This is a genomic window from Hyphomonas sp., from assembly GCF_017792385.1.
In the GTDB taxonomy this organism is placed as follows: Bacteria; Pseudomonadota; Alphaproteobacteria; order Caulobacterales; family Hyphomonadaceae; genus Hyphomonas.
Window position 1 is genome coordinate 873371 of the sequence record NZ_CP051230.1, and the last position, 21831, is coordinate 895201.

Consider the following 21831-nt stretch of genomic DNA (forward strand, 5'->3'; position numbering starts at 1 on the left):
GATCCAACGAAGCCGAATGCCGCAGCTATAGCGCCGACAGTAACCTCGTAAGCTTCATTGCTTCTTTAGTTGTCAACTTCGATCCGATTGCGTCGGATAGGACCCGGGCATAGATGGGCCACATAGCCCGCCGGATGGATCGCCCCTGTTCTGATATAACGACGATCTGCCCGCGGCCGTCGCCCTCACAATCCTGCCGCTTCACCAATCCTGCCTTCACCATGCGGTCCAACAGTCTCGACGTGCCGTATTGAGGCAGCAGAAGTCGGTTCTTGAGTTCAAACGGGCGCAGGCCTTCTGGGCCTGCCTTCTCAAGTTCAAGTAATGCATCATACCATGAAAGCGGCGGATGTCCGGCCGATTTGAGGGCAGCCTCAACCGCTTCCAGCAGCTTGCGGCTGGTTGATATCAAAGCCGCCCAGGCAGCTTGGGTCGCTCTATTAGGTTCACTCATAAACTAATCATGCCATATCGATGCAATTGCATCAACCTTGACGGCGCGCGGTGATCATGCTTAAAGTGAATGCAATTGCATCTATCAACGGAGTGTGTCCATGTCACAGCACCAACTCAACCAGACCGGCGCTTTCCTGCTCCGCGTGGCGCTCGGGATCATGTTCCTAGCCCACAGCCTGCTCCTGAAGCTCTTCATCTTCACACTGGCCGGCACAGCCCAATTCTTCGTTTCAATTGGGCTGCCCGGCTGGCTCGCTTACGTAATTTTCGCCACAGAGGCGGTTGCCGGCGTCCTTCTGGTCCTCGGTGTACAGACGCGGTGGGTCGCGCTAGCGACCGTGCCCATTCTCGCAGGGGCGACATGGGCTCATTTCGGCAATGGCTGGATGTTTGGGTACGAGAACGGTGGCTGGGAGTATCCGGCCTACCTGACTTTGCTCGCCGTTGCGCAAGGGCTTCTGGGTGACGGCCGGTTCGCGCTCAGTCCCTCTGTCACGCCTAACTGGATTGGACACACCGGGAAAGGAACGGTTGAATCATGAAATTCCCTTCTGCAAGACCGGCGACGTGCCGCCGGAAGGAGAGGGCGCGGGTCTTCCCGGACTTTGGCCGGGAGGTCCAGGTCTGGCGCGTGGATGTCCGGATCTGCGCATCAGCAAACGCGTGCCTTCACCTCGGGGGACCGCTGGAGTGCAAGGATGGAGCGTTCGTCTGCCCGTGGCAAGGCGCGCGGTTCGACACGACCAATGGACAAAGGCTCGACGGCCCGGCGCCGGCGGGAGCGGGTACCCACCTAATGTTACCGCCAACAAGGATCGAGGGTGAGGAACTGCTGTACGTCTGGGGAGAGACACCATGAGCCTGCATTTGATAAGTCACACGCTTTGCCCATACGTTCAGCGCGCGGCGATCTCGCTTGCGGAGAAAAAGGTCAGGTTTGAGCGGACTTACATTGACCTCGCGAACAAGCCTGACTGGTTCCTCGCAGTGTCGCCTTTGGGCAAGACGCCGGTGCTACTGAAGGGCGAGGTCCCGATCTTCGAATCTGCGGTGATCCTCGAATATCTAGAAGAGACACAACCCAATCCGCTCCATCCCCATGACGCCCTCGAACGGGCACGCCACAGGGCTTGGATGGAGTTCGGCTCAGCCGTCCTCAACGACATCGCGGGCTTCTATTCGGCATCCGACGAGGGAGTATTCGACGCGAAAATTGCGGTTCTGCATGAGAAGTTCAGACGGGTGGAAGCAGAACTTGAAGCAGGACCTTACTTTGCCGGCGACAGGTTCGGTCTCGTCGATGTCGTATTCGGCCCGGTCTTCCGGTATTTCAACGTGTTCGAAGAGATTGGCGCCTTCGGCATCCTAACCGACCTTCCCAAGATCGACCGTTGGAGGCAAGCGCTCTGTAGCAGAGATAGCGTTGAGAAGGCCGTTGGCGAAGACTATCCATCTCTGCTGCGCGCATTTCTACTTCGGCGGAACTCATACCTATCTTCGCTCATGCGGACGAATGAAGGTAGACATCGCGCAACTGCCGGGTTGGAGTCCCAAGTTAAGCCATAGTCTCTTTTTCGAGGTTGCGAGATACCCGAATTGTTCCTGCGGCCTTCCGTGGTGATCGAGATTAGGAGCAAGCGCCGCCGAAATTTCTAGGACCTGAGAACTCGAATGCAACGCCTCTCTGTTTTGGACCTCAAAGCGATTGAGACCGTCGCGGAAACAGGCAGCTTCCGCAAGTCGGCCCTTCGACTTGGCATTGGTCAACCTGCTATTTCCCGTCGGGTGGCTCGAGTGGAGGACAGGATTGGGGTTTCGCTGTTCGAACGGCGTCGGAGTGGAGCGAGGCTGACCCTTGCGGGACGTGTATTTGTGGGACGAGCGCGTGGCATCTTGAATGACCTGAGTGCAGCATGGGACATGGCGCGCAGTGTGGGGGAAGCCAAAACCGGAGAGTTGCGGATCGGACTAATCGCCTCGTTATCAAGAGGAACTCTTCGATGCGTCATCGAAGAGTTTTTGCTTGGTCACCCGGACGTCCACCTGAGCTTTACTGAGGCAGAGCGCGGCGAACTTCTCAGCTTGCTGAATCATCGTGAGATCGACGTCTTCATCGCCACAGGGACCAATTCTCTAGCAATCGGTGACACGATGGTCCTCGACGAGGAAAGAACTTATCTTGCTGTGCCGTCCAATTCGCATTTGGCCGTGAAGACGCAGCTTACCTGGACCGATGTCGAAGACGAAACTTATCTCGTCAGCAAACGCGAGGCCGGTCAGGACATCCACGACTACATCCACCGCCGAATATCCGATCTTGGCAAACCCGTCAGTTTGCAATGGCACCGGCTCGGACACGAAGGAATCATGACCTTAGTTGGACTTGGGCTCGGTATCAGCCTCATCGCCGATCATTGGCGCGGAGTCTCATATCCGAATGTGACATTTGTTCGGATTGGTGAGGCAGACGAGCGCATACCGTTCTCCTTGGTTTGGCGACCCGAGAATGACAATCCGGCGCTCAGGCGTTTTTTGAGTTTGGCGCGGGTTCATGCGAAGGGGGCTGCCTCCTCTCTTTCCGAAGTTTCGCAAAACCGCGATCCGTGGCCATGAACCGCGCCAACATAGGCGCGATAAGCTTTCCGGCTTCGTTCTTCTGCCCAGTCTCGCAGGCCAGCACATCAGCATAGGCGACAAGATCGCGATGCACGTCTGCTGGCAATTCAATGCTCAGCTTGACAGGTTTGTTGTCTGGGATAGCGCCCAGTTTTAGTTTGCTCATGGATCAATTCCGATAGGGTTCGAGGATGAGGTCGCGCGTGACCATGACGCGGACCGGAAAACCGGGGCGAATCGTCAAGGTCGGCGGGATGGAAATCTGACGGCGGACGATCTCGTCCCCGGCGCGCCCGATTGTGTCCTGGGTTCCCTCACGAATGGCACGGGCGATGTCGTCGTCGTCATCGGCGCCCAGTTCCACACCGATGTTCAGGACGGTGGCGAGCCCAGCCGCCATGAATAGCCGACCCCAGTGGTTGTTGACGCCGTCTTCCAGCCCGGCATAGCCCGCTTCGTCGGCGCCGGGCTGGCGTTCGAGAACGATGGAGCGCCCATTGGGCAGGATCAACCGTGTCCAGGCCAGCAGCACGCGGCTTTGCCCGAAAGCGACGCGGCTGTCGTATTCACCGATGAGGCGCGCCCCTTGGGGGATCAGCAGGAACCGTCCGGTCGGGCTGTCATAGACATTGGACGTCACCTGCGCGGTGATCTGGCCGGGAAGATCGGATCGCAGGCCGGTCACGAGGGCCGCCGGAACGACCGCTCCGGCTTGCACGACATAAGGGCTTGGAGGGTCGACGAGTCGATCCGCGGCGGTCGTTCGGCGCTCAACGGGTTCGTCGAGGAAGGCTTCCTGTCTGTCCGTGGCGTCTGGCGTGACGCCGGTTGCACTCGCGGGAAAGAATGATCCGGCGCCGGATGGTGTCGGAGAAACTGCGGTCGAATTTTGCTGGGGTCCGCTGGTGGAGGTCTTGGCTTCGGCGAAAAGGCGACTGAGCCGGGCGGCCTCCAATTCTTGCAACCGGCGCTGTTCGTCAGGATCGACGGCAGGCGCAGTGACGACCGCCGGCACAGGCTGACCGCGTTGTTGAGCTGACAGGATCGGCCGCCCGAGCTCACCGGGCAGTGGCGGTCCAAGTCGAGGTATGCGTGTATAGTCGGTCGGAAGGCGCGACAGACCTTCGGCTGCCTGGATGCGCTCGGTCGAATAGAGCTCCGTCGGTCCATCGGCCGGTTTGCGATCTTGCAGAGCCACAATCAGGATGGCGCCGAGACCGAGTCCGCTGGCCGCGCCAAGAACCGTCAGCGTGCGACGCGATAGCCGCATGACCCTTGGCGGATCGACGCGCAGCCGCAAGGAGGCGGCGATCCTTTTGTCCTCACGGGGTTCTCTATCCTCGCTCATTTGCGCGGCCCCACGGCGCGAGGACGTGACGCGGTAGGGGCGTTGCGGCTCACCCCGTCGGTACGGACGATCCGCACACGTTTCTGCCTGTCACCGAGACGCAGTTCGGCGGCGGCGAAAAGCCGATCGACGATCATGTAGTTGCGGGCGATACGGTAGTTGACGAGCTGGCCTTCGCCTTCCGGTCCGATGACGAAGAGCGGCGGCATTTCCCCCTGACCGATCCCGCGCGGGAACTCGATGAAGACCTGCCGCCCATCGTCGAAGGCGCGAAGCGGCCGCCAGGGCGCGCGGTCGCCCTCGATCCGGTAGCGGAAGCGCAAGGAGTCGAGCGCCACGTCGCGTCCGATCGGGAAGGCTGCTTCCGCCTCGGCGTTGCGCCGCCTGAGCGCGATCAAGGCGTCTTCGGCATAGGTCCAGGAGACGGACGCCATGTAGGCGGACGGGTTCGCTCTCAGTTCGAGATGATAGGTCCGCCGATCCGTATTGATGACGAGGTTGGTCTGAAGATCCGGTCGCGTCGGTTTGACCAGGATGTGGATCCGCTGGCTGTCGCCTGCACCGCTCTGGGTGTCGCCGATGATCCAGCGCGCCGTGTCGCCGGCCGCGATCGGCCCGGAGCCAACTAGGCTCTCTCCGGGCTGCAGGGCGATATCGGTGATCTGCCCCGGCGATGCGTAAACCTGATAGAGCGCACCCTCGTTATAGGGATAGAGTTGTACGGCGTTGATGAAGCCGTCGCGTACCGGCTCCATCCGGGCGGCGGCGTTCGCTTCGTTCACCCGTTCGGCGGGATCGGCAGATTCCGGCGCCCGGTCTCCCCCATTGATCGGCTTGAGTTGACCGGGCAGCGGCAAGGGACTGGTGCGCTCGACGATCCGTACCGGACGCTCCGGTTCAGGAAGAAGCGTCGCTTCGATCGGAGGGGTGTCGTAAGCGATCTCAGGCGGCTTGAATGTCGAGCATCCCGAGAGCGCGGTCGCGGCGAGAAGCACCGTCATGGAGGCTTTGTTCAGGCGAAGTGTTTTTATCATTGGGCGGACTCCCGGGACCAGTTGATGGCGTTGACGAAGATGCCGAGCGGGTTTTTGCGCAGGCGCTCGGCGTCGCGCGGCTGTTGCAGAACGATGGTGAGAATGGCGGTCCAGCGTTCGGTCGCGGCGAGCTGTCCGTTGGCGTAACGGCGCTCGATCCAGGCGATGCGGAAGCTGCTCTCGGAGGCGCGGATAACGCTGGAGACTTCGATCGAGATCTGCGTGTCGCCGACCTTGGCGAAAGGATCGTTCACCCTGGCGTAGTCATTGAGCGCCAGCGCGCCCTTGTCGGTCGTGAAATCATACGCGTGCAGCCAGTTCTGGCGCAGCACGATGGGATCGGCGGGGATTTGGCGCACATTCTCGATAAAGCGCGAGAGGTGGTATGCGATTTGCGGATCGGTTGGACGGAAGTCCGCGGTGGCGGGCGCCACCGCTTGCGCCGCGCCAAGCCTGTCCACCTCGACAACATAGGGCGTGATCGTCCCTTGCGTGGATTGCCAGACCAGAGCGGCGCTGAGCCCGCCTGAGAGCAGCAACGAGCCGAACGCCATTACCCGCCAGTTTCTGGCTTGCACGCGGGCGGACCCGATGCGCTCGTCCCAGACCTGTGCGGCCTTCTGATACGGCGTGACGGGCTCGGGGGTCTTGGAATAACGAACGCTCGGGCGACGGAAGATCATGATTTCTCCGAAAGGCTGACAGCGGTCCCGCCGCCGCCATGGTCGCCGGAGCGAACGGCATGAGCTGCGACGGCGGCGCCGTGGTGAAGGGTTTGCTGTTGTTTCATGCGGCGCGCCCAGGCCGGCGGTCCGTCGTTCGTCGACGTGGCGGGCTCGGGGCTATTGCTGAACTTGCCGCCGGTCGCTTCGAAGGCGGCGCGCGCGCCGGAGCGGTAGCTTTCGCTCATTGAACGGCGAAGCGGGTTCGTCGCTGCGCCGACGCCGGCTTTTCCGACGCTGGCGAGACCCGCGGCGACACCTGATGCGCCGCCGCCAGCAGCGGCGTTTCCCATGCTGTAGGCGGTCGAGGCGCCGCCAGCGACTGCCGCCGCGCCGCGCGCTCCTGCGCCGGCCGCTCCCACGGCCATCCGGGCGCCGGCGACCCCGCCGACAGCGAGCCCGCCGGCGGCGAGGCCTGCGCCAACCGCAGCGCCTGCGCCGAATTGCGGTCCGCCCGAGACGATGCCGTTGGCGATGCCCGGACCGAAGATGCCGAGCGCCAGCATTGAAAGCGCGGCCAGAACGATGGCCATGGCGTCTTCTATGGTCGGCTCGCCCGTGAACCCAGCGGTGAACTCGCCAAAGATGGTCGAGCCGATGCCGACGATCACGGCGAGCACCAGCACCTTGACGCCGGACGAGATCACCAGCCCGAGCACCCGCTCGGCCATGAAGGCGGTTTTGTTGAAGAGGCCGAAGGGCACGAGGATGAAGCCGGCCAGCGTGGCGAGCTTGAACTCGATCAGCGTGACGAAGAGCTGAATCGCAAGGATGAAGAAGGACAGGAGAACGACCAGCCAGGCGAACAGCAGGATGATGATCTGGAGGAAATTCTCGAAGAAAGAGACAAAGCCCATCAGATCGGAAATCGATGTGAGAATCGGACGGCCCGCATCAAGGCCGATCTCCGCGATGCGGCCGGGCTGAAGCAGCTCGCCGGGGCTGAGACTGCCGCCGGAAGCGATGAGGCCGAGACCGGCGAAGCTTTCGAAAACGATGCGGGCGAGCGCGTTCCAGTTGCCGATGATGTAGGCGAAGACGCCGACGAAGAGCGTTTTCTTGATGAGCCGGGCGAGAATGTCGTCGTCGGCGCCCCAGGCCCAGAAGAGCGCGGCGAGCGTCACGTCGATGACGATCAGGGTCGTTGCCAGGAAGGCGACGTCGCCGCCGAGCAGGCCAAAGCCGCTGTCGATGTAGGAGGTGAAGACCTGCAGGAAGCGGTCAATGACGCCAACGCCGCCCATATCCTACTCCTTCTCGGGATCGTCGCCAGGAAGCCCGAGAAACCGGCGGCGTTGCTCTGCCCAGGCGGCGCGACACGTCGTGTCGGTTTCCAGCTCTTCCGGCGTCACCGTCCGGCAGCGAGAAAGTTCCGCCTGCAAAGGATCGTCGCTCGCCGACGATCTCGCCGGCGTTTCCGAAGTGACCGTGTTCGCCAGTTCAACCGCGGCGAAGAGCGCAGCGAGCCCGCCCAGGGCGATAGCGACGAGCCTGATGATTTGGTCGGGAGAGCTGCGCACGGAACTTACCGGAACATGCTGACGGCGGTTGGCGTGTAGCCGGACCCGTAGTCGAGGAAGCGATTGAGGTTCTCGCGCCCCTGCGCTTCAGCGGAGGCTCGCCGAGCCGCGTCCAGCGCGTCCGCGCGGTTCTGCGCGGCGATGGCGGCGGTAAGGTCCGTCATCTGCTGGCTTTGCAAGGCGAGCAGTTGATTGCCGGCCTGCGCTGCCTGCAAGGCGCCGACCGCACCCTGGCTTTGCGAGACGAGAGTGCTCAGTTCCGTGCGCGTCGCTTCAATGTTGCCGACGACACCTGCCTGGACCTTCAATGCGTCTTCATAGCCCGCAACCGAGGTCCGCCAGCGCGCTTCGGCATTGGCGTTCATGGCGGCGAAATCGCCGGTTGCTGCGGCGTCTCCATATTGTTCTGAGAAGACGCGTTCGATTTCGGAGACGACGTATCCAACGCGCTGCGCTTCGCCCAACAGATCTTCTGTCTGCTGCATGATCGATCGCAGACGCGCCAGCGATGAGTGCGGCAGGTTTGCGAGGTTGCGTCCCTGGTTGATCAACATCTGCGCCTCGTTCTGAAGCTGCGTGATCTGATTGTTGATCATTTCGAGGGTGCGCGCGGCGGTCAGAATGTTCTGCGCAAGGTTGGTCGGATCGATGACGACGTCGCCGACGCCGAACAGCGCATAGGCCGGTTGCATGGGCGCCAAAGCGATGGCTCCGGTCAGCATGAGAGCGGCGAATTTCTTACGCATGAGTAGTCTCCTTGGTTTGAGGGGATGGGATCGGATCAGGTGCTTGGCCGAGCAGTTCGACGGCCCAATCGAGACCGCGACGGGCGAGCCAGGCTGCGGCGAAACCGTCTCGCCCGTGTTCGGCGAGAATGTCGGTAATGGCGGCGTGATCGGTCTTCGACGATGCGGCCGTGAAGGCGAGCGCGACCTCGCCGAGACCGAGCGAGAAAAGCCGATTGCCGCGCCGCGACTGGCAGTAATAGTCACGCTTCGGCATGGCCCGCGCGACGATCTCGATCTGGCGTTCATTGAGGCCGAAGCGGCGGTAGATATCGGCGATCTGAGGCTCGAAGGCGCGCTCGTTCGGCAGGAAAATCCGCGTCGGGCAGCTCTCGACGATGGCGGGTGCAATCGCGGAATTGTCGATGTCAGCAAGCGATTGCGTTGCGAAGAGGACGGACGCGTTCTTCTTCCGCAATGTCTTCAGCCATTCGCGGAGTTGGCCGCCAAAAGTGCCGTCATCGAGCGCGAGCCAGCCTTCATCGACGATGATGAGGCTCGGACGTCCGTCGAGGCGATCCTCGATCCGGTGGAACAGATAGGCGAGCACGGCGGGCGCTGCCGCCGACCCGATCAGCCCTTCGGTCTCGAAGGCCTGGAAATCGGCCGTTCCGAGCTCTTCAGTTTCGGCGTCGAGCAAACGCCCGAAGGGGCCGCCAAGACAGAATGGCGCCAATGCCTGTTTGAGTTCGGTCGACTGCAACAGGACGGAAAGCCCTGTGAGCGTTCGTTCTCCTACGGGCGCCGAGGCGAGCGACGTCAGCGTTGACCAGAGATGATCCCGCGCGACCGGATTGATGGTGACGCCTTCACGCGCGATCAGGCCGGACAACCAGTCCTGCGCCCAGGCGCGTTCGCTCGTCTCGTCGATGTTGCGGAGCGGCTGAAGCTGGACGGCGGCTTCGTCATCCGAGAGCGCGCCGGCGAGATCCTGCCAGTCGCCACCACAGGCGACGGTCGCACAGCGGATCGAGCCGCCGAAGTCGAAGGCGAATACTTGGCTACGCCCGTAGCGAGGAAATTGCAGCGCCATCAACGCCAGCAACACGGATTTGCCCGAGCCGGTCGGACCGACGACCAACGTGTGCCCGACATCGCCGACATGGGGCGAAAAGCGGAACGGGGTCGAGCCTTCCGTCTCCGCGTAAAAGAGCGGCGGACCGTCCAGATGATCGTTGCGCGCCGGTCCTGCCCAGACCGCCGAGATCGGGATCATGTGGGCGAGATTGAGCGTGGAGACCGGCGGTTGACGGACATTGGCGTAGAGATGGCCAGGCAGCGAGCCGAGCCACGCCTCGATGGCGTTCAAGGTCTCGGGCTTGCAGGTGAAGTCACGTCCCTGGATGACCTTTTCGGCCGCCTTTAGCTTTGCGTCCGCGACAGCTTCGTCCTCATCCCAGACGGTCAGTGTCGCGGTGATGTAGGCAGCGCCCGCCATGTCGGCGCCGAGCTCCTGCAAGGCTTCATCGGCGTCGGCGGCCTTGTTCGCCGCGTCGCTATCGAGCAGCGTCGACGCCTCGTTGGTCATCACCTCTTTCAGGATCGCGGCGACGGATTTGCGCTTGGCGAACCACTGCCGGCGAATGCGCGTCAGCAACTTGGCGGCGTCGGTCTTGTCGAGGCAGATGGCGCGCGTGACCCAACGATATTCGAAGGGTTGGCTGTTGAGCTCATCCAGCAGTCCCGGCCATGTGGCTGTGGGGAATCCGATGATGGAGAGGCTGCGCAGATGCGCCCCTCCCAAACTCGGCGCCAGTCCGCCGACAAGCGCGCTATCGGCCAGGAGCGCGTCGAGATGCATCGGCGTTTCCGGCACACGCACGCGTTGACGACGCGTCGACACGGTCGAATGCAGAAAGGTCAGCGTTTCTTCGTCGGAGAGCCAGGCCGCTTCCGGCATGAAGCCGTCGAGGAGATCAAGCAGACGATCCGTCCGCGCCGCAAAGCTCGCGACGTGCTCCTGCGGATTGAGCCCTTTGTTGGGGGCATCCTCATAAAGCCACCGCCCGGCGCGGCTGGCGTCGTCCGCCGGGGGCATCCAGACGAAGGTCAGGAAATAGCTGCTTTCGAAATGACTCGACGCCTCCTCGAACTGAGCCCGCCGCTCCGCATCGACGAGCGCGGACACGGGATCGGGAAAACGCGAGAGAGGATAGTCGCGCGCCGGCAGGCGTTGCGCCTCGACGAATATCGCCCAGCCCGATCCGAGTCGGCGGAGTGCGTTGTTGAGTCGGCCGGACACGGCGACGAGTTCCGACGGTGTCGCGGAGTCGAGGTCAGGCCCCCGAAACCGTGCTGTGCGTTGCAGACTGCCGTCCTTGTTGAGGACGACGCCGGGCGCGACGAGCGCCGCCCACGGCAGGAAGTCGGCGAGGAGCGAGGATTTGGAGCGGTATTCGGCAAGGCGCATCATCGCTCAGACTCCGAACCAAGTTGGGAAGCGAAGATGCTGGCGTGCGACATCGACGATCTGAGCGTCGCGTTTTGCGGCCCAGACCGCGAGGAGATGGCCGACAAGCCAGAGTACCATCCCGATCACCCAAAGCCTGAGCCCGAGTCCGACGGCCGCTGCGAGCGTGCCGTTGGCGATGGCGACTGTGCGGGGCGCGCCGCCCAGCAGGATCGGTTCGACCAGGGCGCGGTGGACGGGCGCGTAAAAGCCCGGAATGTCGGCCAGCTCCCGCATCAGATCAGCGCTCCGCCGCCGAACGAGAAGAAGGACAGGAAGAAGCTCGACGCCGCGAAGGCGATGGAGAGGCCGAAGACGATCTGCACGAGGCGGCGAAAACCGCCAGAGGTGTCGCCGAAGGCGAGCGTCAGTCCCGTGACGATGATGATGATCACCGCGACGATCTTGGCGACCGGCCCTTCGATGGATTCCAGGATTGACTGAAGCGGCACCTCCCAGGGCATGCCTGATCCCGCCGCATGGGCGGGTGCGACGAGCAGAAGGCTGAACGCAAGCGCCGTCGCGTAGAGCGGCCAGCGTGGATAGAGAATTGTGGTTTTGGTCATGGATGGTCTCCTGTCTGGTGGTGAAGAAGCGGTTGGATCTGGTAGTCCCCGGTCGCATCGAGATCCTCGACCCGGGCGAGCTCGGAAAGCCTGCGCGCCGATCCGCGTCCCGAGAGGACGGCGATCAAGTCGATCGTTTCTGCGATCATCGCGCGGGGCACGGTGACGACGGCTTCCTGGATGAGCTGTTCGAGGCGGCGCAACGCGCCGACGGCCGAGCCGGCATGGATGGTGCCGATGCCGCCGGGATGGCCAGTGCCCCATGCTTTGAGGAGGTCGAGCGCCTCAGCGCCGCGCACCTCGCCGATGGGAATGCGGTCAGGACGAAGGCGGAGCGAGGAGCGAACGAGATCGGAGAGCGACGCAACGCCATCCTTGGTCCGCAGAGCGACAAGGTTGGGCGTCAGGCATTGGAGTTCGCGCGTATCCTCGATCAGAACGACGCGGTCGGAGAATTTGGCGACTTCCGCTAGCAGCGCGTTGGTAAGGGTGGTCTTGCCGGTCGAGGTGCCGCCGGCGACGAGGATATTGGCGCGCGACGTGATGGCGTCACGCAAGGTCGCCGCCGCATCGTCTGGCATGATCCCGGCGCGGACATAGTCTTCGAGCGTGAAGACGGCGACGGCGGGCTTGCGGATCGCGAAGACGGGCGCGGCGACCACAGGCGGCAACAGTCCCTCGAACCGCTCCCCCGTTCCCGGCAACTCTGCCGACACGCGCGGAGATCCCGCATGGACCTCGGCGCCGACATGGTGCGCAACCAGACGGACAATGCGCTCACCGTCAGCTGTGGAGAGCTCTACGCCCGTTTCGGTGAGACCTTCGCTCAGCCGGTCGACCCACAGACGCCCGTCCGGATTGAGCATCACCTCGATAACCGCAGGGTCTTCGAGCCATGCGGCTACGTCGGCCCCCAGAGCGGTTCTGAGCATGCGTGCGCCGCGAGTGAGAGCTTCTGATTTTAAGGTGCATACGGTCATCGAGGGCCCCGTGTTTGATTTCGGGGCTCATTAAGAAGACCGCTATCGGGTTAGCGGCAACAGTCTTGTAGGCGTAGTACAAGGGCGGCGCGCAAAGGCAGGGAGTCGCGTAGAGCGCTGGAATGAGTGAGGGCTACTTTTCGGATAATTGTGCCGTTCATGCCCGCTGGATCAGTGACCGCCTCTGGTGCATGTTGGGTCTATGGGGCATCCAACCAACAAGACTTCTCCGCGCGTTCATCGCTGGACCTACACCGTCGAGGCTGACGAGGTCTCATTCGTATTGCCGGATGGGTGTGTCGACATCCTTGTCTCGTCCTGCGGCGAGACCAACCGCGTCTTGATTGGCCTCACCAATTGGGACTTCTCGCCAAGACAGGTGAAGCTAAAGGCGGGAACCTCTTTGATTGGTTACCGATTGCGGCCAGGAACCACCATTCGCCTGTCTGATCTTCAGATCGAAAATGGCGCGCATTCAAATCTGGGACCAGAAATCGAATGCAGTGTGAGGCATGATCAGGAGGTTGAGGAGATCATCTATGATCTCAGTCTTCCGGGTAGCGGTGTAGAGCGCTCGGCCAAGCAGCAAGGCGTGTCGGAACGAACCCTGCAACGCCGTTTTAAGGACCTTTCCCTTCCGCCTCCGATCTTCTGGCGTCAGTTAGGGCGGGCCAGGCGGGCGGTTCGGGCATTGCCATGTCGCGTTCCGCTTTCAGATATCGCGTTCGAATATGGCTTTAGCGATCAGGCTCACATGACGCGGGAGTTCTTGCGGTGGTTTGGACGAACACCGGCGCAGTTGCGCCAGGACTCAGCCACATTAAACGAACTGGCTCAACCGGGCTTGAGCAATTGGTCAGATGAAACCGTCTTGAAGCCTGTAAGCCTGTAAGCCTGACTTAGGAAGTCTTCGCATCGCTTTTCAACGATGTCCGACAGGCCAACGAGCTTGATGTGTCGCCGACGTTTCCCACGACCCTCTAGGATTTCATCCGGGTCGTCGAGTTGTGCGCCATGGGTGAACTCCAGGGATACGTGGCTTGTATAGGCAAAGACACCGCAAAATTGCGACTTGGGTTGCCCAGCGATGCTTTCGACGATGACGCCACCATACTTCTCGACAAAACCCGCATTGGGCTCGACCGAGAGGACCAGGATTTTTAACCGCTCGATGATCTCATCCTGCATGGCGTCAACTCGGCAGCTGTACGGCCGAGCAAATTTCAATCAGGTAGCCATTCGGATCGGACACATAGGAGGTCGTCTGTCCCCAGGGTTCGTCGCGTGCGTTCTGAATGAGCGTGGCGCCGGCATCGACAGCCCGCTGCAAAGCACCCGCCACATCATCTGTCTCGAAGGCGATCTCGAATGTCGGCGCATCCGGTCTTGGCGAAGCCGGGTTCTTGTCCAACTGGCGCATCAGTTCCTTGGAGGAAAAGGCGAGTTTGGTGGTCCCGGTCGTCATTTCACCGTAATCACCGCTTTCATGAAGGAACGCTCGTTCAAGCCCGAACGCCCTTTCGAAGAAGTCCAATGACGCGGAGACGTCATCTACGTACAAGATTGTATAGCGAAAGATCATTCAAGGTACCTCGCATAGAGTTTGCGTAAGACAGCGCTACGACGCATCGACATGGATGTCTTGAAAAAAGCCGACATCCATCGGCTTTGAAGCATCATGCATTTTGGAGCTCGGCGCCTTCATTGCTCTGATCGGAGACTGGCGACTTCCTCCGAGATCTCCTTGGTCAGTGTGTTCCCCTTGGCCAGCCGCCGACCGAGCGTTTCTACAAAGCCTTCATACCGCTCGCGGCCTTTCGCCTGCGCTGCGTCGCGCATCGTATCTGGCAGCGGCGGAGTCGTCGTGAGCCAGAACCGGACGAACAATGCTATCGCTTCGTTGCCGATCGTCACATCCCGCTCAAGGCGCTCGACAGCGCGGGTCAGCCGGTCAAGTCGCCGTGTGATCGCAGCCTCGCGCTGATCGGCGGCGTCCGGTGAGAGATAGGAGGCCAGCGCCGCTTCCACGATCTGGGATTTCGACACATTGCGCCGTGCCGCCAGCGCGTCGAGCTCCGGCGACAACGACGGATCGAAATAGACATTGAGCCGATCTTTCTTCATGGCGAGCCTCAAAGATCGATGCCGTCATCGGGATCGAGCGAGGCTTGGCGCGCGACGCTTTTGAACCGCCCCTGCATCTGCCGGGCACGCTGCGCATCATCATCCGGCTCATCGTCGAGACCTGCGAATTCTTCCCGTGCCGGCGCTGTTCGTTCCGGTGCGATGTCTTCATGCTCGGGCAGTTCCGGCTCGCGGCGGATGCCGCTGTCACTGTCCTCACTCCCGTAGCGGAAGGCCTTCTTCCTGGGGTTGGGCGCAGCGATGGTAGCTTGTCCGCTCCAATCATCCCTTTGCGGATTGTGGGGCGCGGCGTGATCGGCAACCAGTTGCGGCGGTTCGACGATGCGCAATTTGAACTGCGGGTCGATATAGTAGCGCGCCTTCTTCCCCCGGATCGGCGGTGCGCCTGAGACGAGGACAATCTCATCATCCGGCGGCAATTGCATGATCTCGCCGGGCGTCAGCAAGGGCCGCGCGGTCTCCTGCCGAGAGACCATGAGATGGCCGAGCCAGGGTGATAATCTGTGCCCGGCATAGTTCTTCATCGCCCGCATCTCGGTCGCCGTGCCGAGGGCGTCGGACACGCGCTTGGCGGTGCGTTCGTCATTCGTCGCGAAGCTCACCCGGACATGGCAGTTGTCGAGAATGGCGTTGTTCTGACCGTAGGCCTTCTCGATCTGATTGAGAGACTGGGCGATGAGGAATGCCTTGAGCCCATACCCGGCCATGAAGGCGAGCTGGCTCTCGAAGAAATCGAGCCGCCCGAGCGCCGGAAACTCGTCGAGCATGAGCAACAGGCGGTGGCGCTTGCGATTGGCGTTCAACTCCTCTGTCAGCCTGCGTCCGATCTGGTTCAGCACGAGGCGGACCAGCGGCTTGGTGCGGCTGATGTCGGAGGGCGGCACGACGAGATAGAGCGTGGTCGGCCGCGCGCCGGAGACCAGATCTCTAATTCGCCAGTCGCAGCGGCTGGTGACCTTGGCGACGACGGGATCGCGATAGAGGCCCAGAAAGCTCATCGCCGTGGACAGGACGCCGGAGCGTTCGTTCTCCGACTTGTTGAGGAGTTCTCGCGCCGCCTGCGCCACGACCGGGTGCGGTCGGTCGCCCAGATGCGGTGTGCGCATCATCGCCGCGAGCGTCGCCTCGATCGGCCGGCCGGGATCTGAGAGGAAGGCGGCGACGCCGGCGAGCGTCTTGTCGGCCTCGGCATAGAGGACATGGAGGATCGCGCCGACGAGCAGAGAATGGCTGGTCTTCTCCCAGTGGTTCCGGCGTTCGAGCAGGCCTTCGGGGTCGACCAGAATATCGGCGATGTTCTGAACGTCGCGCACCTCGCTGTCGCCGCGTCGGACTTCCAAAAGGGGATTGTAGGCCGCGCTCTTCGCATCGGTCGGATCGAACAGGAGGGTGCGGGAAAAGCGTGACCGCCAGCCGGCCGTGAGATCCCAGTTCTCGCCCTTGATGTCATGGACAATGGCCGAGCCCGGCCAGGTCAGCAGGCTCGGCACGACAAGCCCGACACCCTTGCCGGAGCGGGTCGGCGCGAAACACAGCACATGTTCCGGACCGTCGTGCCGGAGATATCGGTTCTCGAAGCGGCCGAGCACGACGCCGTCCGCGGCAAGCAGTCCTGATGATTCAACGTCTCTTCTCTCAGCCCATCGTGCCGAGCCATAGGTGGTGACGTCCCGCGCCTCGCGAGCGCGCAGGACGGAGAGGAAGATGGCAACGGCAATCGCGGCGATCCCGCCACTGCCTGCGATGATTGCGCCCTCGACGAACACGCGCGGCGCATAGGCGTCGTAGAAATACCACCAGACGAAGAAGCTCCAGGGCGGATAGACAGGCCAGCCGAGGACGTCCGTCATCGGCTCGCCGAGTTGCGGCTGAAAGCCGAGCCGCCATGCGGTCCACTGCGTCGCCGCCCAGACGAAGCCGACCGCAACGAGCGAGACGATGATGATCTGGCCCCAGAGGATCCTGGTGGCCTGTGTTTGCTGTGTCTTGATCGGCATTTCTTTTCCTTCCGGGAGAATGCTCAAAGGCTGAGCCCGCGCTTGCGGCCGAGGCTCCAGTCGATCCCGCCGCCGGGCGTCATCGTGCCCGTCACGGGCTGGCTGAGGTGGCGTTCGAGCTGGGGCTTCCACGGGACGAGTTCGAAGCCGAGGCCGTCATCGACCATGGCGAAGCGACCCGAAGCGAGATCGAGCCGCCGGCGATAGGTGCCGGAGATGCGATCACCCTCGGCGGGCTTGCGGCGAGGCAAGCCGGTCTCGGCCTCGATAGCCGCCGCCGCCGTGTCGAGTTCTCGGTCGCGCAGCGTTTTCAGAAGATCGCGGGCGAAGGTGATGCGCTGGCCGTTCCTGGTCGCCAGCCCCTCGGCGACGAGATGATCGCGACGCCGGTCCAGTGCCCCGCGGACCTCGGCGCCGAACCCGCCCATGCTGAGCGGCGCGCGTTCCTTTGCCAGTTGCACTCGGTCGAGCCAAGTGGCGCCGTTCGCGCCGATCTGGGTTTCGAGGTTGAGATCGGAGCGGCCGACGAGGGCCATGCGCTGACCACCGCCATCGTTCGAACGCGAGACACGCGTTTCGACAATGCCGCCTTCGGGCGTGTCGCCCGTGGCGTCGAGATCGTTGAAGCGCAGATGATGGACGCGGCCGTCCACCGCGTCGATCACGGCATAGGCTTCGCCGCTCAGCTCGTCATGGAGGCCACGTTCGACGAGCCTTCCCAGCACCGGGGCGTGAGGCGTGTCTTCAATGGCGAAGTCCGCTTGCGCGCGATCGGGTCCGCCCGCCATGGCGCGGTGCATGGTCTTGATGATGTCGCCCCGGATGGAAAGCTCGCGCAACGTCTGTTGGGCGCCGGGCTTCAGCGACCACACCGCGGGGGCGAGCCTGTTGGCGAGGCCGAGCCGTTCCAGCGTCTGCGCGCGGCCGATCAGCAATTTGCGCAATTCCGGATCGCGCGGCTCCGGCGATCCCGGACGCAGATCGGCAACGCCGGCGCCATCATCGACAAGCCCTTGCAGCGCGCGGTCGAGACCGGTCCAGCGCTCGGCGGTTACTTCCGTCTGAAGCCCGGCTGCGATCTCCCGCTCGGTGCGTGGGCCGAGCTCCAATTCGACCAGTTGCTCGGCGCAATCGCGGAGACCCCGGCTGATATAGTCACGCGAGATGACGAGGTCTTTCCCATCGTCGGCACGGCCGCGCACCAGCACATGGACATGGGGATTGTCGGTATTCCAGTGATCGACGCCGATCCAGTCGAGCTTGGTGCCGAGACCGCGCTCGGCCTCGTTCATCAGGTCGCGCGTGAAGGCGCGCAGGTCTTCGAGGCGGTCGGCGTCTTCGGGTGAGACGATGAAGCGGAAATGATGCCGGTCCTCTTCGCATCGCCCGGCGAAGGCACGATCATCGACGCTGTCCGCTTCGGCGCTGAACATGCCCGCGTCGCGACCGTCGCGGGTCACGCCCTCGCGCTTGAGATAGGCGATATGCTTGGTGAGCGGCGCGGAACGAAAGCGGACTCCGCGATGGCGGACGATCCGCGCCTTGACGACGACGCGCCGCTGGGTGCGCGCGAGCCCCCGTGCCGCACCGGCGAACCGGCCTCGACCGAATTGCGAGCCGCGACCGCGTCCCTTCGAGCCGCCCGGCTTGTATCCGGTGTGTCCGGCCTTGCGGGCAGCGCCGATGACCTGACCGACGAAGCTTTGCGCCTTCCGGACGCTTGTCCCCTTATTGCGGATACGGCCGGGCCGGATGCGCATGTCATTGTCGCGGTCGCTCATGAAAAAATGCCCGCTAGAAAGCACGCGGCACGGTGAAACCCGCATGAAAACAAGGGATTGGACCGTGGGGCGGCACTGCATCCATGGCCGCAGCGGGCTAAATACCCAAAAACAACAACGACATAGCGCGCATTAGTGCCACGCCTTTTATCTCGCCCTCCCGTTGTTGTTGCGCCTTCCGTCCCCGTCGTTCCTCCCGGAAGCACGCCATCGCGCGACGGACTGCGCGAGAGTGCGATCAGCGGGGTCATCGCTGATCCCCGGTTCCATGTGGCGGGAAAAGGCTGTCGGAAGCGCCCGATGTGTGCGGAGGATAAACGTCGGCGCTGCTGCCTGAGTGCGTTTCGTCAGCAACCGATTGTCCATCATTGTGGACGGCGAAGAGTGGCGCCTCGCGCCAATCCACGGTCAGAATTGCGCTCTGCTCTCGCCGTTCTGCTGCAACCGATGCGCCGATGAGCGGCGCCAGCGCCGCAACATAATCGCGGGTTTCTCGGGGTAGTGGGCGACCTGTGGCTAGATGCTCGGCATAGCGCGTCGGCCCCGCATTATAGGCGGCGAGGAAGCCCGGCGATCCGAAGCGGTCATGCAGTTCACGGAGATAAGCGGCGCCCGCCAGAATGTTGTCGCGAGGATCGAACGGATCGCGCCCCAGACTGTAACGCGCGCGCAGCTCATCCCAGGTGTCGGGCATGATCTGCATCAGCCCCATCGCGCCTTTTTCGCTGACGGCGCGCACGTCGCCGGCGCTTTCCCTGCGCATGACGGCGAGGATCCAATGCGCCGGGACGCCGAAGCGCTGCGCAGCTTCGGCGACATAGGCAGCATAGGAATTGCCGCCTTGTTCCGTCCTGGAGGACGCGGTCTCTGCTGATACGGCGTGAGAGACAACCACGCCGGAGAGCAGACCGCAGAGGAGGAACTTCGCCATCATCGCGCAGCGCCGAGATGGTCTAGCCGCGCTCATCGCGTTTCTCGGGACGCTTTGCGGCGCGATTCCAAAGGAGCGCCCAATGCTCGTCTTCCCCGTCCGTCTTGAAAAGATTGGCGCGGATCGGAAACGCAAAGGTCGGGTCGTCGATCTGCAGAGAGATGTATTCGCCGGCTTTCTCGCCGGTGCGTTTCCAGCCGGCGCCGATTTCCGGTCCGTCTTCATCGCCGTGATGGATGCGATAGTCGGGCGCGTTCTCGCTGTCTGACGGCGTTGCCGGAACGAGCGTGAGTTCTCGGTAGAGAATGAGCGTGTGAAGACGTCCGGTGAAGCCGGTTTCCGTGCGAGTGAATTGACCGATCTGAGCCATGGGGAAGTTCCTTTCATTTGCGGTCGGATGAATTTGGAAGAGCGTCGGCGTCGCGATCAGCGCGCCAGACATAGCGGTCGTCGCCGTCTTCATCGGTGAGGATCGGGACGGCGCGTCCGACCACGGCGTCCGCCGGGAGCGCGCCGAAATAGCGACCGTCGAGACTGTCGGGATGGCTGGGATTCAGGAGGAAGAGTTCGGTCTCAGCGACGATGTGGCAGCCCTGCCAAACGGGCAGGTCGCGGCCGAAGCGATCGCTTGGCTGCGCCTGCGCCACGGTGGTGTCGTCGACAGCGACAGCGGCGCCATCGCGGCAGACGTGCTGTCCGGGAAGTGCAGCGATGTGCTTGAGGAGCGGCACGCCTTCGGGCAAGTAGCCGCGTTCGTCGAGATAGATCGCAAGTGATTTCGGAGGATGGACAACGACCAGATCGCCGACGACAAGATCGTTGTCCGATGCGACGGCGTAGAGTCCGATCGGCGCACTCGCGGATGCGTTCCAGATCAGCTTGGGGCTCACATGAACGAAGGCCAGTCCGCCGATCGCGAGCACCGAGAAATAGGTCGTCATGACGTAACCGAACCGGGTCATAACGCGCTCCCCGCCGATGTGGCGTGCGGAGCGGGCGAACAGGTTTGGCGCAGGAGCCAGGCGCGATGTTGAGCGGCTGTGTAGCCGCGCGGCTCTAGGCCTGCTGACAGCCTGTTGTGAACGTGGCGCCAATAGTCCGTCGCGGCGTCAGCCGGCTCGATGCCGAGCGCTTCGATCGCATCGGCGAACTGAAGAACCCGTTCGACTTTGGGCCAGCCGGAGAGACGCAACAGACTGTCGCCGCCGGGCGTCACATGCGGCACGGTCGCATAGGGCTCACCTGCTCTGGGCGCGCGCAGAATGTCGATCCGGCTTTCCGCCGTACCGAAATCATTTGCCTGCCAGCGGACGAAGGCGAAGACGGCGCCGGGATCGAAAGCGACGGTGCTGCGACTGCGGCTCTGGATCGTTGTCCGCGCGATCCGGCCGAAGCGAATCCAGTGCTCGATCTGCTTCTCGATCCAGACGAGCTCGACAATGGCGCCGCCGCTCATGAGCGGGCCTTCCGTGCATAGGCGGGCGAGATCGCTGCATGCCGCTTGGCGGGCAACACCTCGTCGCCCGTGTCGTCCGAGGTCGAGTTCTTCTCTCCCCGGCTAACCCAGGCCTGCAGATCCTCGATCGCGTAGACGACACGCCCGCCGATCTTCGAGTAGCGCGGTCCCGTGCCGTAGGTGCGATGTTTTTCGAGCGTCCGCCCCGAAAGGCCGAGAAAACGGGCCGCTTCAGGCGTTCTTAAATAGCGTGGGGGAAGTCCGGCATTGGGATCGGGCATGGGTCGCGTCTCCGGTTAGGCCATCCCGCTGCGGGAAGCGCGGGACTGTCGGAGACGAGAAAAGCGGAGAAGCGAGGCCGGGAGGGATGACGATCAGCGGATGGTAAAAACGTCACCCCATACCGTCATCAGCACATGCATATTCCCGACGCGGTTGGGTGGCGTTCCAAAGGACGGAGATTGGTCGTGCGAGATGTCAGACTGACGTGTATTCTAAAGATCAGCTTAGCCTGTAGACGTGACGAAGCTGCACGCAGACGAAATTCAGATCAACGGCGAGCTTTGCGAGCTCGCCCATGATTTCGTCGCACCGAGCCTGCGAGAGATCTTCCTGCGTGAAATCTACATCGTGTCCCCGACGATGCACGTCAGACCGCATGATGGGCTGTCCGATTGCGAGGAAATCGAACAAGAACTGTGAGTGGAGGATGCCGTTTCGCCGCTTGCGCTCTGTATGTAGACGATCGACCACTTGCTCGAAGTGTTCATACCAGCCGTCAATCTGAATGCGATCGAAGGGTTCGTCAGCCTGCACTAGGTCGCGGAACGCATTGATCTTGTCGACATTCCTGAGCCCAGCGAGCCAATGGTGGGTTTCGTTCCATTCGTCATGGCCGCGCGCGAGCAGAAACATTTGATCGATCTGCCCTTCCAGCCATTGAAACGAGATTACGTATTGCCCCACAAAACTATAGAAGCGCTCCGCTTCGGCGATTGCGGCAGGATCATCTTCCCAACGGTTTCTGGTCATGTTTTCCCTCTCT

28 protein-coding genes are annotated in these 21831 nt (G+C 62.5%); 5 read left to right on the top strand and 23 right to left on the bottom strand.

Going from position 1 to position 21831, the window contains the following annotated elements; genetic code table 11:
* Nucleotides 1–25: 25 nt before the first annotated feature.
* A complete protein-coding gene (locus tag HF955_RS04295; protein ID WP_034762004.1) occupies nt 26–454 on the bottom strand; it encodes a MarR family winged helix-turn-helix transcriptional regulator in 429 nt (142 codons plus the stop codon).
* Nucleotides 455–554: 100 nt separating this feature from the next.
* Between HF955_RS04295 and HF955_RS04300 the strand changes: the two genes are divergently transcribed.
* From HF955_RS04300 to HF955_RS04310, 4 genes are all read left to right on the top strand, one after another.
* On the top strand, nt 555–998 hold the full coding sequence (locus HF955_RS04300) for a DoxX family protein (RefSeq protein ID WP_051599566.1): 444 nt from the start codon (nt 555–557) through the stop codon (nt 996–998).
* On the top strand, nt 995–1315 hold the full coding sequence (locus tag HF955_RS18425) for a Rieske (2Fe-2S) protein (RefSeq protein ID WP_197020211.1): 321 nt from the start codon (nt 995–997) through the stop codon (nt 1313–1315). The genes HF955_RS04300 and HF955_RS18425 overlap by 4 nt, the downstream gene beginning before the upstream one ends.
* On the top strand, nt 1312–2022 hold the full coding sequence (locus HF955_RS04305) for a glutathione S-transferase family protein (RefSeq protein ID WP_051599565.1): 711 nt from the start codon (nt 1312–1314) through the stop codon (nt 2020–2022). Before HF955_RS18425 ends, HF955_RS04305 begins: the two co-directional genes overlap by 4 nt.
* 105 nt (nt 2023–2127) lie before the next feature.
* Complete coding sequence (locus HF955_RS04310) at nt 2128–3069, top strand: LysR substrate-binding domain-containing protein (protein ID WP_034762001.1); 942 nt, start codon at nt 2128–2130, stop codon at nt 3067–3069.
* Here HF955_RS04310 and HF955_RS04315 read toward each other — a convergent pair.
* Genes HF955_RS04315 through trbB form a run of 11 tightly spaced genes read right to left on the bottom strand, consistent with a single transcriptional unit; the run spans nt 2978 to nt 12476 of the window.
* Complete coding sequence (locus HF955_RS04315) at nt 2978–3238, bottom strand: DUF2274 domain-containing protein (RefSeq protein WP_081812931.1); 261 nt, start codon at nt 3236–3238, stop codon at nt 2978–2980. The genes HF955_RS04310 and HF955_RS04315 overlap by 92 nt on opposite strands.
* Nucleotides 3239–3241: 3 nt before the next feature.
* Entirely contained in the window at nt 3242–4420 is a 1179-nt protein-coding gene (locus tag HF955_RS04320; RefSeq protein WP_291078215.1) for a TrbI/VirB10 family protein, read from the bottom strand.
* On the bottom strand, nt 4417–5454 hold the full coding sequence (gene trbG, locus HF955_RS04325; RefSeq protein WP_139068855.1) for a P-type conjugative transfer protein TrbG: 1038 nt from the start codon (nt 5452–5454) through the stop codon (nt 4417–4419). Before trbG ends, HF955_RS04320 begins: the two co-directional genes overlap by 4 nt.
* Nucleotides 5451–6134 (bottom strand): conjugal transfer protein TrbF, encoded by a 684-nt coding sequence (gene trbF, locus HF955_RS04330; protein WP_081812953.1) that lies wholly within the window; start codon nt 6132–6134, stop codon nt 5451–5453. Before trbF ends, trbG begins: the two co-directional genes overlap by 4 nt.
* Complete coding sequence (trbL, locus tag HF955_RS04335) at nt 6134–7420, bottom strand: P-type conjugative transfer protein TrbL (protein ID WP_065383356.1); 1287 nt, start codon at nt 7418–7420, stop codon at nt 6134–6136. Before trbL ends, trbF begins: the two co-directional genes overlap by 1 nt.
* A 3-nt stretch (nt 7421–7423) precedes the next feature.
* On the bottom strand, nt 7424–7696 hold the full coding sequence (trbK-alt, locus tag HF955_RS04340; protein WP_065383357.1) for a putative entry exclusion protein TrbK-alt: 273 nt from the start codon (nt 7694–7696) through the stop codon (nt 7424–7426).
* Nucleotides 7697–7701: 5 nt separating this feature from the next.
* Entirely contained in the window at nt 7702–8442 is a 741-nt protein-coding gene (gene trbJ, locus HF955_RS04345) for a P-type conjugative transfer protein TrbJ (protein WP_034766558.1), read from the bottom strand.
* Complete coding sequence (gene trbE / locus HF955_RS04350; protein ID WP_034766559.1) at nt 8435–10894, bottom strand: conjugal transfer protein TrbE; 2460 nt, start codon at nt 10892–10894, stop codon at nt 8435–8437. Before trbE ends, trbJ begins: the two co-directional genes overlap by 8 nt.
* Nucleotides 10895–10897: 3 nt before the next feature.
* The gene (locus HF955_RS04355; RefSeq protein WP_219146706.1) at nt 10898–11167 is read right to left on the bottom strand and encodes a VirB3 family type IV secretion system protein; all 270 of its coding nucleotides are present in this window, start codon (nt 11165–11167) and stop codon (nt 10898–10900) included.
* The gene (locus HF955_RS04360) at nt 11167–11496 is read right to left on the bottom strand and encodes a TrbC/VirB2 family protein (protein WP_219146709.1); all 330 of its coding nucleotides are present in this window, start codon (nt 11494–11496) and stop codon (nt 11167–11169) included. The genes HF955_RS04355 and HF955_RS04360 overlap by 1 nt, the downstream gene beginning before the upstream one ends.
* Nucleotides 11493–12476, bottom strand: coding sequence for a P-type conjugative transfer ATPase TrbB (gene trbB, locus HF955_RS04365; protein WP_219146715.1), 984 nt, complete (start codon nt 12474–12476; stop codon nt 11493–11495). The genes HF955_RS04360 and trbB overlap by 4 nt, the downstream gene beginning before the upstream one ends.
* 202 nt (nt 12477–12678) lie before the next feature.
* Between trbB and HF955_RS04370 the strand changes: the two genes are divergently transcribed.
* The gene (locus tag HF955_RS04370; protein WP_081813106.1) at nt 12679–13368 is read left to right on the top strand and encodes a helix-turn-helix domain-containing protein; all 690 of its coding nucleotides are present in this window, start codon (nt 12679–12681) and stop codon (nt 13366–13368) included.
* Here HF955_RS04370 and HF955_RS04375 read toward each other — a convergent pair.
* From HF955_RS04375 to HF955_RS04425, 11 genes are all read right to left on the bottom strand, one after another.
* Nucleotides 13311–13664, bottom strand: coding sequence for a DUF1801 domain-containing protein (locus tag HF955_RS04375; protein WP_051599997.1), 354 nt, complete (start codon nt 13662–13664; stop codon nt 13311–13313). The two genes, HF955_RS04370 and HF955_RS04375, sit on opposite strands and share 58 nt — an antisense overlap.
* Nucleotides 13665–13668: 4 nt before the next feature.
* Nucleotides 13669–14058: a VOC family protein gene (locus HF955_RS04380; protein WP_034766564.1), complete on the bottom strand. Its 390-nt coding sequence runs from the start codon at nt 14056–14058 to the stop codon at nt 13669–13671.
* A 119-nt stretch (nt 14059–14177) separates the two neighbouring features.
* Nucleotides 14178–14600, bottom strand: coding sequence for a CopG family transcriptional regulator (locus HF955_RS04385; protein WP_034766565.1), 423 nt, complete (start codon nt 14598–14600; stop codon nt 14178–14180).
* Between the two features lie 8 nt (nt 14601–14608).
* Nucleotides 14609–16618, bottom strand: a complete 2010-nt coding sequence (locus HF955_RS04390; RefSeq protein WP_219146717.1) for a conjugal transfer protein TraG — start codon at nt 16616–16618, stop codon at nt 14609–14611.
* A gap of 23 nt (nt 16619–16641) precedes the next feature.
* Entirely contained in the window at nt 16642–18399 is a 1758-nt protein-coding gene (locus HF955_RS04395; RefSeq protein ID WP_339797154.1) for a DUF3363 domain-containing protein, read from the bottom strand.
* Between the two features lie 247 nt (nt 18400–18646).
* A complete protein-coding gene (locus HF955_RS04400; protein ID WP_291078229.1) occupies nt 18647–19330 on the bottom strand; it encodes a lytic transglycosylase domain-containing protein in 684 nt (227 codons plus the stop codon).
* Between the two features lie 22 nt (nt 19331–19352).
* Nucleotides 19353–19700 carry a DUF736 domain-containing protein gene (locus HF955_RS04405; RefSeq protein ID WP_219149815.1) on the bottom strand — a complete coding sequence of 116 codons (348 nt, stop codon included), beginning with the start codon at nt 19698–19700 and terminating at the stop codon, nt 19353–19355.
* A gap of 13 nt (nt 19701–19713) precedes the next feature.
* Entirely contained in the window at nt 19714–20292 is a 579-nt protein-coding gene (locus HF955_RS04410; RefSeq protein WP_219146721.1) for a S26 family signal peptidase, read from the bottom strand.
* Nucleotides 20289–20786 (bottom strand): DUF2840 domain-containing protein, encoded by a 498-nt coding sequence (locus HF955_RS04415; RefSeq protein WP_219146723.1) that lies wholly within the window; start codon nt 20784–20786, stop codon nt 20289–20291. The genes HF955_RS04410 and HF955_RS04415 overlap by 4 nt, the downstream gene beginning before the upstream one ends.
* On the bottom strand, nt 20783–21067 hold the full coding sequence (locus HF955_RS04420) for a helix-turn-helix domain-containing protein (protein WP_034766571.1): 285 nt from the start codon (nt 21065–21067) through the stop codon (nt 20783–20785). Before HF955_RS04420 ends, HF955_RS04415 begins: the two co-directional genes overlap by 4 nt.
* A 220-nt stretch (nt 21068–21287) precedes the next feature.
* Nucleotides 21288–21818, bottom strand: a complete 531-nt coding sequence (locus HF955_RS04425; protein WP_219146725.1) for a hypothetical protein — start codon at nt 21816–21818, stop codon at nt 21288–21290.
* Between the last annotated feature and the right edge of the window lie 13 nt (nt 21819–21831).